General features: G+C 57.9%; 10 protein-coding genes. 3 read left to right on the plus strand and 7 right to left on the minus strand.

Annotated features, from left to right (window positions below; genetic code table 11):
- Positions 1-85: 85 nt before the first annotated feature.
- Positions 86-373 (plus strand): hypothetical protein, encoded by a 288-nt coding sequence (locus HMPREF3171_RS05745; protein WP_070483579.1) that lies wholly within the window; start codon positions 86-88, stop codon positions 371-373.
- A 394-nt stretch (positions 374-767) separates the two neighbouring features.
- Here the strand turns inward: HMPREF3171_RS05745 and HMPREF3171_RS05750 are convergent, their stop codons facing one another.
- The gene (locus HMPREF3171_RS05750; RefSeq protein ID WP_083291982.1) at positions 768-2018 is read right to left on the minus strand and encodes a Shedu immune nuclease family protein; all 1251 of its coding nucleotides are present in this window, start codon (positions 2016-2018) and stop codon (positions 768-770) included.
- Between the two features lie 92 nt (positions 2019-2110).
- On the minus strand, positions 2111-2488 hold the full coding sequence (locus HMPREF3171_RS05755; RefSeq protein WP_070483581.1) for a hypothetical protein: 378 nt from the start codon (positions 2486-2488) through the stop codon (positions 2111-2113).
- Between the two features lie 441 nt (positions 2489-2929).
- Here HMPREF3171_RS05755 and istA point away from each other — a divergent pair, with 441 nt between their 5' ends.
- Positions 2930-4570, plus strand: a complete 1641-nt coding sequence (gene istA / locus HMPREF3171_RS05760) for an IS21 family transposase (protein WP_083291983.1) — start codon at positions 2930-2932, stop codon at positions 4568-4570.
- 157 nt (positions 4571-4727) lie between these two features.
- Positions 4728-5342, plus strand: a complete 615-nt coding sequence (locus tag HMPREF3171_RS05765) for an ATP-binding protein (protein WP_246815333.1) — start codon at positions 4728-4730, stop codon at positions 5340-5342.
- Positions 5343-5801: 459 nt separating this feature from the next.
- Here HMPREF3171_RS05765 and HMPREF3171_RS05770 read toward each other — a convergent pair whose 3' ends face one another.
- The 5 genes from HMPREF3171_RS05770 to HMPREF3171_RS11650 all read right to left on the minus strand — a co-directional run bounded on the left by HMPREF3171_RS05770 (position 5802) and on the right by HMPREF3171_RS11650 (position 13401).
- Positions 5802-7043, minus strand: a complete 1242-nt coding sequence (locus tag HMPREF3171_RS05770) for a hypothetical protein (RefSeq protein WP_070483585.1) — start codon at positions 7041-7043, stop codon at positions 5802-5804.
- 190 nt (positions 7044-7233) lie between these two features.
- Complete coding sequence (locus tag HMPREF3171_RS12485; protein ID WP_371327139.1) at positions 7234-7593, minus strand: 4-fold beta flower protein; 360 nt, start codon at positions 7591-7593, stop codon at positions 7234-7236.
- Between the two features lie 42 nt (positions 7594-7635).
- Positions 7636-10224, minus strand: coding sequence for a DEAD/DEAH box helicase (locus HMPREF3171_RS05775; protein WP_070483587.1), 2589 nt, complete (start codon positions 10222-10224; stop codon positions 7636-7638).
- A gap of 2 nt (positions 10225-10226) precedes the next feature.
- On the minus strand, positions 10227-12236 hold the full coding sequence (locus tag HMPREF3171_RS05780) for a site-specific DNA-methyltransferase (protein WP_070483590.1): 2010 nt from the start codon (positions 12234-12236) through the stop codon (positions 10227-10229).
- 493 nt (positions 12237-12729) lie between these two features.
- Positions 12730-13401, minus strand: a complete 672-nt coding sequence (locus HMPREF3171_RS11650; RefSeq protein ID WP_070483642.1) for a site-specific integrase — start codon at positions 13399-13401, stop codon at positions 12730-12732.
- Positions 13402-13450 lie beyond the last annotated feature (49 nt).

A 13450-nucleotide genomic window follows, 5' to 3' on the forward strand; every position in this document is an offset into this window, starting at 1 on the left:
ACTCGCGGTACCAACTACCCCAAATCGACAAAAGGTTAACTAAGCTCGTGCAAATACGCCTAACAAATAGCCGGAGGTACGAATTGTGAGCCTGCAAAAGCTCTTGTGGATTTGCGCGGGCATCGGGACTCTTCTTGCGGGGTATTTAAGCGGGGCCGCTGCTCTTCTGCTTATCGCTCTTCTTTTCGTCGCCTCCATCCCGACAGTACTGCTCGTTGCGTCATCTGCAGAGCCCAAAGGTGGACTTAAGTCCGTCAGCTTGCTTGCGGTCTGTATTGCTGTAGGTGCCTTCGTTCCGCTCGTTCTTATCTTCGCTTATGTCGTTTATGTCTCTGTAACCTGGTATTCGATTACCTCCGCTGAATCGCTCTAGCACCCTTGGTTCGCCTCATCCGGGGCGAGGCCGGACAACTATTGGCGGCCGCGATCTCCTGTGTTGCCGTCAACGTGTCGTTGCTTGCTTCTGTCTCGGGCTGGTGCTGAATTCCCGGATTTCGAGGTTTAGGAAAATTCTTTTCCTCAGCGGGTTGTGCCACTTATTGCTGAAAACGAAAGTGAAAGGGTTCCGGTAAAAGTTTTCCGAAATCCCCTCCCTGGGGTTTCGGAAAACTCTCTGACCACTATTAACGCGGCCCGGTTCCAGAGCTAGTTCCACCGCTGTCGTTGTTTAGTTCCAAATTCAGGATAGCCAGAACGCGAAATTGCCTCTTCGCCACGGAGACCTGGGCGGCAATCATTGCAAGACCCGATTCGTCCAATGTAGGCAACTATTCGGTTTCGATCTGCCCATGCCCCTCGGCGAGATCCACGTTCCAGCGAGCGCGCTCCACGAGCTCATCGAAGGTGAGAACTTCGGGAGACTTTAGGTTCGACCGGAAACTTTCGAAGCTACGAAATTTCGAGTCGATCCGGTGCCCTTCGGAACTGCACAAGCTCTCGGACGAACCGATGATCAAAAAGGAGCGGGGCTCGATAAGGTACGCCCCGCGTCCCGTAGTGCCTCCCTCTGAGTCCCGCTCGTCCAGCCATTCGCTCAAGCTGTCCACCGCAGCTCGTACTGTCTCTTGAACCTGTGCGACTGCTCCAGAAAACGATGAGGACACACCCCAGACACCTTTTCGGTATTCGCAGTTTTGAAGAAGTGGCGTATTCGGGTGTTTGATCTCAGCTAAGGCCACAGAACGCAACAACCCGTTCGACACCAAAAATGCATCAGCGCGCTTTCCGTTCGCCTCAAGATTCGCTCCACGGACAGTCTGCTCGAGTTTGCCGCCGTCCCAAGTGGTATACAGCTTGCCGCCGAGGCCTACACCGAGTACCCAGGGATTTTCCTCCAGAAGTACCTGCCAGGCGGTCTCCTCGCCGCCGGCCTCTTTGGCCGCCTTAGCGAATGCGTCGGCGTCGTCGAGCCAATTCTGCATAGTGTCTACCACTTCGCGACGGCGCTTAAGCTCCTTTATCTCGACGGATGTGGTGTTTGCCTCTACTAGAGCCTGGATCGTCTCGGGGTCCTGCTCGTAGATTCGCCGGAGGGCGCTCTCGTCGTTAATGATTTGTTGCAGCGTCGCATCATCGATTCGTGAGGTGGATTGTCCATCAATCGGTACGTAATCGAGGCTACGAACGAGCTCGATAAGTCTCGCCGAGCGTTCGCGGTTAAGGACAAGAACGTTTTTGAGGTTGTCCTTGGATGAGTCTGGGTTGAGTTCCTGGACGGAGATCTGGCGAACTAATCCGCGCTCCTTGACCAAGTGGAGCCTGACCTGCTTGCGATTTCGTTCGGGGTCATCTGGTAGCACGAATATCTCCTCATCCTCGTATCCAGTAAGACCCGACTCGGCCTCGTCGTAGAAAATTTTGTGCACGAACCGGGAGGGATCGCCCTTGTTTCGTCCCCACCTCGCAGGAAACGTTCTCGTCGCATAAGTGCGATTTTCAAGCCGCTCGAGGAAGGAGCTTCTCTCGGTGACCTTCACATTCCCAGCCACAAGGTCCTCAAAGCTTATTGGGTGAGACAAGTGATGCTGATTCCTTCCCGTCGCGACACTCGGATCGAGGCTACCGTATCGGACGACGGGGCGAGCCGGTTCTTGGGAAGCGACTCCCGGTTCTACGAGCGGTTAGATGTCAGGTTTACCGGCCGGAAATTCGGGTTTTTCTTCCTCTGGTAGGCGGCTGTGTCCACCGTTTCGAGGATGGCCCCGTCTGCCGATACGACGCACAATTCGGTGACCATTTCGCGAAGCTGAGTCGACTCGTTGTCTGTCCACCCAAACGGCGTGGCATAGAACTCGCCGAGGGTGCCGCCGGCCTCATCTTTGAGCCATTGCCAGGTGTCTCGGTCGTAGCAACTCGGGTCAATGGTGACGGTAACTATTCCGGCCTCGTCGTAGGTCACGTCGGTGACGACCTTGGCGCGGGCAACACCGGCCTTGGCGCGCTCGGCGTTCCAGTCGCGAACGGCGGCGGGTGAGATGAGTTCGGTCATCGCGCGCTCCTTGTAAGTAGTGCTGTAGCTGCTAGGTAGAGCGTAGGTGCCTAGACCGAAGGAAGCGACGCGTATCGACCTGGTGTGCGATTCGGGTTTAGTTGGGAACAATGGGACCCAACACCGCGCGGCCACAATGAGCTTGACCGCAAGAGGAGCGACCGTGCGTTGGCCGGCAAGTTCCCGGACGCCCCGCCAGTTGCCGCGTAAAGCGAGTACGCCACATGCCACCAGTAGACCACCCGGGAGGCGGTGGCCTAGAGATCGTGTTCGAATAGCAAAACCGCCCGGAAATCGGCTTTAACTTGTTGCGCGGTCGTATCTAGTAACACCGTGGTGAGTATCGAGTAACACATTGGTGAGCATCCAGTAACGCTCCGGGGGAGGATTCTGGTGACCGCGTGACTTCAGGGCACGCGGCGTTACCAGAGGAGTCTGATTGTGACTGACTACCGGGCGGTAATGGATCAAGTGCTCAAAGGCTGGTCTGTCCGCCAAATCTGTTCGAGTCTGCGGTGCTCGCACACCGCGGTGCAAAAAGCACGCGATGCGCTTGTGGAACACAACATCACAACGCGTGAGCAACTTCGTGGGGTTGCAGATCATGAGCTAGCGGACTGGTTCGTCGACGGGCGCAGCCATGCTCAGGGGGATTTCGTCCCGATCGATTTCGACGCTGTCGCCAAGGCGCGCACCGGGCGCAACAAGGTGACTCTGCAGGTGCTGTGGGGCCGCTACACCGCACAGCCTGCGGGGCTGGGCCAGCGGTATTACAGCTACGAGCGGTTTCGCCAGCTTGTAGCCCAACACGTTGATACAACTGGGCTGACCGCCAGGATCACCCATGCCCCAGGCCATACGATGCAGGTGGACTGGGCAGGCACGAAGATGCGACTGTTTGACCCCACCGGCGGGCAAGGCTCGAAGGTCAGTATCTTCGTCGCCTCGCTGCCGTACTCGGGCATGGTATTCGCCTGCGCGTGCGCTAATGAGCGCCAAGACGCGTGGCTTGCAGCCCATATCCGCGCGTTCGAGTACTTCGGCGGGGTCGCCGAGGTCATCGTGCCAGATAACGCCTCGACAGCCTCGAACGCGATCAGTGCTACGGATAAAAATCGCCGGGTCAACTCCACCTACGAGGAGTTTTTGGAGCACTACAACACCGCCGCGTTGCCGGCCCGTGCAAAACGGCCCAAAGACAAAGCCAGCGTCGAAGCCGCAGTCAAGATCATCACCCAAAACGTCATCCACGCCCTCGACGGCCACCAATGCGTCGGGATAGACGAGCTCAACACAAAAATCACCACCCTGGTCGATAGGATCAACGCTGCCGAACCGTTTCGCGGCAATGCGACGAGCAGGCGCGCATTATTTGATCAGTTCGAACGCGACGTGCTCACCGCGCTGCCTGAAACACCGTGGCAGCGTACCGAATGGAAACGCGCCAAAGTCGCACCGAATTTCCACATCAGAGTGCACAACGCGCATTACTCGGTACCCCACCTACTGGTGGGCCACACCGTGGACGTGCGTATCACCGGTGATAGCCTCGCCGTCTTCGACGCCGGGCAGCGTGTGGCCACCCACCAACTCGCACGTGCCCGCGGAGTGTACGTCACCGACACCGACCACATCCCGGCGAACATAAGTGACACCCGTGGTTTATGGACAAGCGAGTACTTCCTGCGCGAAGCCGCCAAAATCGGGCCAGCCACCCGCCAAGTGATCTCCGAGCTCATCGAAGCCAAGGCGATCCCTGCCCAGGCGTACCAAGCGTGCCGCAACGTACTCAACATGGGCAAACACGCCAACAAGCCAATCCTCGAAGAAGCCTGCCGGCGTTTGGTATCCACCGACGGCGCCAGGCGTGCTGTGTCGTATACCGCGGTGAAAAACATGATGGCCGCCGTACGCAAAGACACCTCCACACACCCCACAGGCACCGATGTACCAACCGACCAATCAACCGGCAGACCCATTGACGGTGTGCCTGCCCCCGCAACCCGTGACACACGCGGCGCCTACCTCGGTGGTGCTGCCCAGTTCAGCCTCGAAAACCTCACCAAGAAAGGATCTGCATAACCCATGCCCCACCCACAGCCAGCATCAGCATCCGCCCGCTTCCTCGACGAATCAGTCCTGCCGATCTTTACCGATCTACGCATGACCGCCTTCGGACAAAGCGTCATCGACATCGCCGCCGATCCCGCATTCGACGACTGGAGTTTCTTAAGACAAAGTGCTCTACGCACTCGATAAAGAGGTAGCGGCCAAGCGTGAGAGACGAGTCAACAAACTACTCAAAGCATCCCGATCGCCAAATCCCGATGCTTGCATCGAAGACATCACCTACACGCCCGACCGCACCATCAACAAAGAGCAAATCACCCGACTCGCTCACTGCCAATGGTGCCAAAGCGCACAAAACATTGTCATCCTGGGCAAATCCTCCGTCGGCAAAACCTACCTCGCCCAAGCACTACTCACCGCGGCGTGCCGAAACGACTACTCCGCACGCTTCTTCCGCACCGACACACTCGCCAACCACCTCGCCGTGCTCAAACACGACGACCCAGCCCGCATCACATTCCTCGAAGACCTCCACCACACCGACGTGTTAGTCCTCGATGATTTCCTCACCACCCCAATCGATGCCGCCACCGCACACCAACTGCTCAACATCCTTGCAGAACGCGAACCCCGCGGATCGACCATCGTGACATCCCAGTTCACACCCGACGAGTGGTACAAATCCATCCCCGACGCCGTCATCGCCGAATCAATACTCAACCGACTCGTCGCCGGCGCCGAAATCATCACACTCGAAGGCACCAACATGCGACTGACCCAATAACCCCACCGAAACCCCAAAACGCCCGGGCGTTACTCGATACTCACCCGGGCGTTACTCGATACTCACCACACCGTTACTAAACACGTGGTCTAAACATTAACTAGCCAAATTCCGGGCTATTGACGTTTGAGAAACCGCTTTTCCAGTAGATTGCGCTACTTCTTGCTGAAAATGAGTTTGGTGGGGGTCTCGGTAGAAGTTTTCCGAACTCTTTCGGAAAACTCCTTGACCACCACTGACGCGGCCTAGTTCCAGACTCAGTTCCACGACTTGATCTGTTTAGTTCCAAATTGATTTTAGCCTGCGCTCGAAAGTAGCCACTATGCAGCGAAAAACTGAAACGCATCCCGCCTCGTCACCCACTACGCCTTCCGCCTCGGAACCCCGTGTCGAAACACCACCCGTAGCGCGAGGCGCAACGGAAGGCGGACCGAGTAAGATCGGCCTAACTTAAACGCTCTAGTTGCCCTCGTCAGCAAGTGCCTGCTCATGGACTTCGAGTTCGTGTTCCAAGGCATCACCCGCTTCGGTGAACGTTTCGGCGAGCGCTGCGACGAGACCTAACGAGACGACCTCAGAATGGAAGAGTGCGTCAAAGGCATCCTTCTCGCCGTTTTCCCATTTGTCGGCCAGCGCTTTGAGCTTCTTCTTGCCCATGAGCTTCCGCTGTATGACCACGGTGTCTGGGAACAGTGTTAGTTCGAGCGCTCGGCGCGATTTCTCCTCCTTGCTGGCTACCTCCTTGCCGACTTTCTTCCATTTAGCGTGGACATAGGTGTTGCGTGCGACGAAAGGCTCTGCAAGTTCTTCGGCTATGCCCGCGCAGGTGTCGCATTTGTCGTTATTCGCAATGCTTTGAAGCAGGTCGTCACCGAAGGAGTGTGCCGCGGCTGACAGGCCGGCGAGTTCTTCGTCGGGCAACAGCACGTCGGCGAGGTCCGCGAGAAGGTTCTCGACTCGGGACGCGGACAGGACAACCGAGGCGTAGAGGACTAGAAAGTCGTTGTCGAAGCGCTTGAGGAACGGCAGAGGGTCTAGGCGCGCAAAGGGCAGGGTCTTCGCATACGGCTCGGAAAGATTCTTGACCGAGTCGAGGAAGTGTGGCGGGAACGCGAGTTCTTTTAGTTGCTCGTTAAGCGAGGCGAAGAGCGCGTCGAATTGTCGCTGCGCGGTGTCGTTGAGGTCGGGTAATTCGGGAAGCGGTACGAATGGCCCGTAGTCGGCAAAGTTTCCCGCATTGAGCCACATCGCCAAAGCAGGGGAGAGGTTGAGTCTCGCCTTCTCGGAGGCCGCGTGGGTGACGGACGTGTCGAAGGAAGCGAACTGGCGTGCAACGGTCTCGCTCAGGGCCGGTGAGAAGAACTCGGGATTCGCTTTCGTCCAAGTTTCCCAGACGCTCGGCGGCAGGCTGAACTGCTTCCCGGCAATTCTAGTGACGAAGTCCGGGTCGAGTTTGCGTAGGGTCTCCGCCCAAGCCTTTTCGACGATGGGTTGGACGGCTTGCTGCAGTGCTGCGTAGCCTTCCGGGTCGTTGTCGCGCCAGATGTCGTCGAGGTTCTCGCTTTCGAAGTCGGCGAGTGGACGGTTGCGGATGTCAGCTGCGGACGCTCTGGTGTACTTGGTGCCGGAGTCGCCGGAGGGGAAGTCGGGGCCGTTCTCCGGCTCGTTGGGGATTTCGTCGTGTTCGTGAGGTGTGGTCATGCGACTAGTGTGCATGACGGGTCGACACGAGGGCGGGGGACGAAGGTTGACTTTCTAAACCGCGTAAGCGGTGCCGCCACGAAAGCCGGCCTGGTCGGGCCGTGATGAATCGAGGCGGAAACTTACTGAGACAAGCATTCGAAGTGACCCATTTACCAGCGAATGTTCTTCGTGTCTCTCGGAAGGAGGTTCAAGCTCCACCCCGTACGAAATCCTCCCACCGAATCGGTGACCATGACAGCGATTGGTAGGGCCAATAGGGCTTGAACGGCTCGAACGGTCTAAAAGGTTTGAAGGCGAGAAATGGTTCGAATGGCGCTGTGGCGGGAGCTGGTTTCATTGGCCCGTCGTGCGCACCTTCAATCCAACCCACTGCCCGTCCTTGCATGTCCCAGAAGTATCCTCGCTGAAAACGTCCGAGGGTTCGTCCGTTGACTGAAAAGACGTGTTCTTGGTTGAAAAATGCAATGACGTTCCCCCTCAAGTCGCGGAGGGTATCTTCCGAAATCCAAGCACAAACTTCACCGCTGGATCGACGCACTGGCTGCATTTGTATATCCTTTCCGTGTTTTTGATCCTGTAACTAGGTTTCTTATCTCGCTGGGTTCGACTTCCGCTTCAGGTCTTCCCACGACTCAGACGCTCGAATGTCCGATTCGTAGGCAATGACGTAGCCCCACTTCTGGCCGACGAAGTCCTCTTCGCCGAGCAGTTCCCGTACGAGAACCCGGGCCGCGGCTCGTTTCGCTTGGACCGTTTCGTCGTCTCGCCCCTTGTCAGATTTGCCCTCGATAATCCACATCGTGCCGTCGGAGTCCTGGGCGACGAAGTCGGGGTAGTAGGTGTCGCGGGTGGTGTACATGATCGACGCGCCGTCGCTTGAGTAGAGGCGCTTCCACCACACGATGTCCGAGGTGTAGTTCAACAACAGCGCGAGAAGGTACTCGCCGCCCCACGAGTCGAAACTCGCTGCGGGGAATAGTCCACGGTTCCAACCGTCGTAGAACTCGCGCGGCTTGAACTTCGCCTGTTGGTCCTTGGGCAGTTGTTGGAGCACCTTTTTGCCAAACGGCAGGGGCACGACCTGGTCAATTGGCAGTTCGACCGGAACGATGGTCGTTTCGGTTTGCAGGCTGCTGGCGTGCTGCCGCGACTTTTCGTTTACAAGTGCAACGAGCTCGTCGACAGCGGACTGCTTCGCCTTCTCGGTCCAGTGGTCGATACCGGCGTTTGCCATGAAGGTCGGAAGGACGTATTGCGCCAGTGTGATCGTGTTCTTCTTGTCCTGGGTGACAACCCCAAGGCCGAATACGCGGCGGGTCAGTTCACCGATGACAGTGTTTTCCGCCACGGGGGCCGATTCGACTTCCGCGTCGGTGGTGCGTTTCGTGTCGAGCTTAGACTTGCGCACGACGATTTCTTCGCGGGTGAGTGCTTCCTTGGAGTCGGCGACGCGCCGCGCTGCCCGGATAATTTCCTCGTCGTCGATGTGGCTGAGCAGGAACGGCGTGGTTGATTTCGCCATAACTGTGGATGGAAACAAGAAGGTCTTCCCTGCGAACTGTTCGTTGACCCTGATTTCCGTTGCCGGGATGTAGTCGGCGCGCTGCATCGTTTCGTTGTCGCCGACTCGTCGGAATGAGACACCTCCGGCGTGGCCACCAGTGACCTGGGTAGTTTCGCCGGCTGAGGTGCCAATGTCGCTCGGGCCGTCCGCTGCTTCGCCTGAAGAGGTTGTCGGCCACGCAGTCGAGCCGGCAGCCGACCCGCTTTGGGTTTCGGTCGATGGGTCATCCGTGTTTGACTGCACCTGTTCTTCACCCTTGCGGAAGCTTTCTTCCACGTCCATGCCGGAGATAGCGCCCTGGGCGGCATCTCCGAGGCCGAAGGATCGCAGAACGTCCTCGTCCTTGAGGAGGGACTTGAACGACTTGTGACTCAAAATGTCCAACTGGTCCAGCTCAGCCACACCGGTGCGGGCACCAAAAGGCAGTCGCAGGCCGCGGCCCATGGTTTGCTGGGTGAGAATGTCCGACGACATAGCGCGCAGCGCACACATCACCGCGACGCGTTTGGTGTCCCAGCCCTCTTTGAGACGGTCAACAGAGACAATAGCACGAACCGTCGAGGCTGGGCTGTCGAGCTCGTCTAAGCGACGCAGGGTGACGGCATCATTGTGTTTGTTGTCGAACTGGAGCACTGCCTCGGGATCGCCGAAATAGCCCGGACCTTGGAGGATCTTGGTGACGTCCCCGGCATGCGCAACGCTTTCGCACACGACAAACAGAAGCGGCTTCGTCCTTTTCGCTTCACCTGATTCTCCGGGGAAGTTCGCTTTGCCGTACGCCTCGTAGGCAGCCTCTTTGTTTCGCAACAGCGACACCGCGTCAAGGAGCTGCCTCTCCTCGGCTGTATCCTTGGGGTAGCCGTTCTCGCGGTAGACGAGCATCGGCGACTTCACATAGCCGTCTTCGATGGCGCTAAAGAGCGGGTAGTGGAAGATGACGTGGTCGGTATCGGATGCCGAAGCGGTCAACCCAATCGTCGCAGCGGGACGGAGGTCCTTCAGCGCCTGGTTGAATGCCTTAGCGGAGGTTCCGAACAAATGGGACTCATCTGCGATAACCACGAGGTCATCGAGGTTGACTAGGTAGTCGTAGAGCGAGCCGGACTCTTCCTGATGGTCGCGAATCTTTCGGCGCATGCCCTCCTCGGTGCCAGCGCGAGCGTTGACTTTCTTCGGCTCAATAAGTTGCGACACGTTGAAGACGTAGACCATCGGACCGTCTGCGGCATTGCGGAAAAGCTCCGACTGGCCGGCACGCCACGCGCCGTAATTGCCAGGCGAAACCACCTGGGGAGCAGAAGAAAATCCGTCAACGTAGCGGCGCGAGCCCTGGGTGAAGTTCTGGACCGTCTTGTTCTCCAGCACTGTGGAAGGCGGGACGACCACCATGACGTTTTTCACTCCGAAGCGCGACAGATACTCGATGAGCGCCGCCATGAGGTAGGTCTTGCCCGCGCCGGTGGCCATGTGCATGACCATGGGCTCTACCGGGTCAAAGTCTCCAGTGAGGTGGTAGATAAGCTCGCGCAACGCACGCTTGTTGGGATCTCGTAGTTGGAATTCCGTCGCGATACTGTCGATGAGTCCTTGGTCAAGTGCGATTGGAAGTGCCATGTCTACTTGCTCTCCTGCGTTTCCGAGTAAGTGAAGATGTCGTTGGGAATGTGGACAATCTGACACGGCTTGCCCGTTGTCCTTACGAACTGCCTGATTCCCGGTTCGAGCTCCGTTGCGGCAAGCGTGACGCCTTCGCCGTCGTCGAGGTGTGCGAGGAGCTCTTCGGCCTTGTCTTTGTCGAGCCGGCCTTCGACCACTTTGAGGTGCATAGAGCCGCGCTTGCCGTCGAAATGGCGGTTATCCGGGGTGAGCGAGAAGTTGAGGTTCGCTGCGACAGAGTTGACGAGCGTCGCGCCGGTTGCCGCCTCGGTGAGCGTCACGAGACCCAATTCGGGGACGTAGTCGAAGCATTGTGGAGCAAGGTGGGCGACTGCAAAACCACCGCCTCCGCGCCAGTTGACGACGCCTTTCTGGTTCTTGGTCTTCGTCGCGGTCTTGAGTGCTTTGATTACCGCTTCGGTCTTCAATTCGGGGTTCGCTGCGAGCACCTTGTTCAGCGCGCTGTTGAACTTCTGGGCGTCCTCCGGGGAGAGACCTTCCGGCAGACCATCCTCGGTCGCGTCAACGCGCTCTGGCTTCTGGATGCTGATTCCGCCCTGGTCCTCGCCATGCACGACCTTCTCCAGGCGTGGGCGGGTGAAGCGGTTGAAGGTGTCTTCCACGAGTTCGCAGGTGACCCAGCGACGTCCCATCTTCTGGGCTACCGCGGCGGTCGTTCCCGAACCGGCGAACACGTCGAGCACGACATCTCCGGGGTTCGTGGCGATGTGGATGACGCGCTCGAGTAACCGTTCCGGTTTTGGCGTAGCGAATGCTGAAGTTCCCGGGAATATTGCGCGAATCTCTTTGGCCGCGGTGTCTGTATGCCCGACTTCACTGTTGGGTAGGAAGTTCGTAGCAAGCCGTCCCGAATCTACGTCGGCCAAATAAGTCTTCCGGCCGAACCCACCAGTACCACCCCTGGTTGGGTAAAACTGGGGCCAGTTCCCCTCCTCATAACGTTGCTGGGCATGGACTTTGTTTCTGCTCCAGTCTTGCATAACCAGTGGTGGGACGTCGGTTCTCGCTTCCACGCTAGAACCCGCGACGCGTTGCTGATTTTCGAGTTCTTCGTCAGTGATTTCTCCGCGTTCATAGGGACCCCAACCGGAGAAGATTTCAAGCATTTTCTCCTGCGAATACCGCCAGCAGTTACCGATAGACGGATAAATCATTTCACCTGTGAGCGGATGCTGGATACCGTAAATCATTCCCAGGTGAGTTGCCGCTCCAGGGGCATTCGGATTGTCGTTTCTCCATAGCCCCTTTGGGTCCTGATCCGGATTTTTATAAACAGCGTTCATGGCGGCATTCCGCGGCAAACGATTTGGAACAAACCCACCCGACTTGGCGTAGACCAGGATGGTGTCAGTGACTGCGGGGATGCCCTTCGAATCGTTTCTGGGCGAATAAGTCTTTTCCCAAACCACCTCCGCCACAAAGTTTCCCCTCCCAAACACCTCGTCCATGAGCACGCGCATGCGGTGGTTTTCCACGTCGTCCAGGTGAACCCAGATCGACCCGTCGTCGCTAAGAAGCTTGCGTAAGTGAACGAGGCGGTCACGCATCATGGTGAGCCATACGGAGTGTTCGAGGTTGTCCTCGTAGTTGGTGAATGTTTGTGCGGTGTTAAACGGCGGGTCAATATAGATGCACTTCACCTTGCCGAGGTACTTGTCGCGTAACTCAGGCACGCGAGTAAGACCTTCAAGCACGTCGCCGGACTCACCAAGGATTAGCAAATTGTCCTTGGTCGGGTCCAAGTCAGCCCGTTCCGAGTATTGCGTGTCTTCGTCCTTCGGCGACTGCTTGCCGGTGACCACCTCGTCATAAACGAGTGCCCGAGTCTCGCAGTACCGAGGGTCTTTTGGGTCGACCCATTCGTATGCATAGCGTCCCTCTTCGCTGGGAATGAGCGCCTTGTCCTTGTTGAACCAGGTCAATTCAAGTAGTTGCTTCGCGCCAGCCACCGTTTCGCTGCCTCGTTTCGTTTGTCGGGGCGTCCAAATAATTCGCACTTTATGGTAGCCGGGGCAGCGACAGACACCGAAGAAAATTCGGCTCGAGGGGAACATGTTTTTGGATCGCTAGTCAGGCGGGAGCGCCATTCCTCGTAACCGAGTACCAGATTATTGTTGATTGCTTCCGACTCGGCCTGGTGGTGAATTTCCGGGTTTTGAGGTTTAGGAAAGCGATGTTTACCAGCAGGCCGTGTCACTTCTTGCTGATAACGAAAAGGGACGGGGTTTCGGAAAATTTTTCCGAAACCCCCTCCCGAGGTGGTGCCCCAGGTGAGACTCGAACTCACACTGGACGGGACCGGGCGCCAGCGCCCGGGACGCCCGCCTCGCCCGCCATTCCCGTGATTGTCGAGCGTGTAGGGCTGCATGTCCAACGGCTAGCCCGTCTGTAGCGGGAAACCCGGGGGAAACGCGTGAGTATTTGGAGGGTTTTTGGAGAGCGTTACGATTCGGGGATAGCGCGGTTTACCACGTCGCCGATTGCAACTCCCCTCCGATTGCGCTCGTAGTAGACACGTTCGGTCAGTCGGCTGTCTGCGTGGCCGAGGACGTCAGCGGCCTTGTGTGGTCCCAACTCGTCCGCGATGAGACTTGCGAGTGTCTTCCGCAAGGTGTGGATCGTCACCCAGGCGAACCTGTCGCCCCGGGCCTTCCTTAGGCGCGCATTGAAGGTGCCCTGCCAGATGTAGGTCTCTTGCTCGCTCGGGAAAACCATTTCGAGCACTCCCAATTCGTCCCGGCGTCGTTCAAGCATCGTGCGGGCCACGGGCGGGAGTTGGATCGTTCGGACGCCTGTGGCCGTTTTCGGCATCTCTTGGCGACGGTTGCCCTTGCCCTTCGCGTAGACAACTGTTCCGGTGACTGTCAGCGTCGCGGGTTCGCTGTCAAGGTTCACGTCTTGCCAGCGGACTGCGAGTGCCTCTCCGGCGCGTAAGCCGGTCGCCAGGCATAGATCGGTTACGTCGATGAGGGTCTGGTCCCCGCTCTGTGCGATCTGGTCTCTGAATGGCTGAATTTCGCTCCGGTCCAGGGCGCGGACTTCCTTGCTGGTCTGCTCGATCGGGCGGACTGCGTCCATCGGGTTAGTGGCGGTTAGCCCGTATCGGGTAGACATCGTGAAGGCGCCTCGCAAAACAGTTGTCAGATTGTGCGCTATCCCGGGG

Origin of the sequence: Corynebacterium sp. HMSC08F01 (assembly GCF_001807545.1) — a bacterium.
In the GTDB taxonomy this organism is placed as follows: Bacteria; Actinomycetota; Actinomycetes; order Mycobacteriales; family Mycobacteriaceae; genus Corynebacterium; species Corynebacterium coyleae.

Excerpts from the sequence above, each read along its gene's own strand:
- HMPREF3171_RS05755 (WP_070483581.1), bottom strand. The coding sequence starts at position 2,488 with ATGACCGAACTCATCTCACCCGCCGCCGTTCGCGACTGGAACGCCGAG.
- HMPREF3171_RS05770 (WP_070483585.1), bottom strand. The coding sequence starts at position 7,043 with ATGACCACACCTCACGAACACGACGAAATCCCCAACGAGCCGGAGAAC.
- HMPREF3171_RS12485 (WP_371327139.1), bottom strand. The coding sequence starts at position 7,593 with ATGCAGCCAGTGCGTCGATCCAGCGGTGAAGTTTGTGCTTGGATTTCG.
- HMPREF3171_RS05775 (WP_070483587.1), bottom strand. The coding sequence starts at position 10,224 with ATGGCACTTCCAATCGCACTTGACCAAGGACTCATCGACAGTATCGCG.
- HMPREF3171_RS11650 (WP_070483642.1), bottom strand. The coding sequence starts at position 13,401 with ATGTCTACCCGATACGGGCTAACCGCCACTAACCCGATGGACGCAGTC.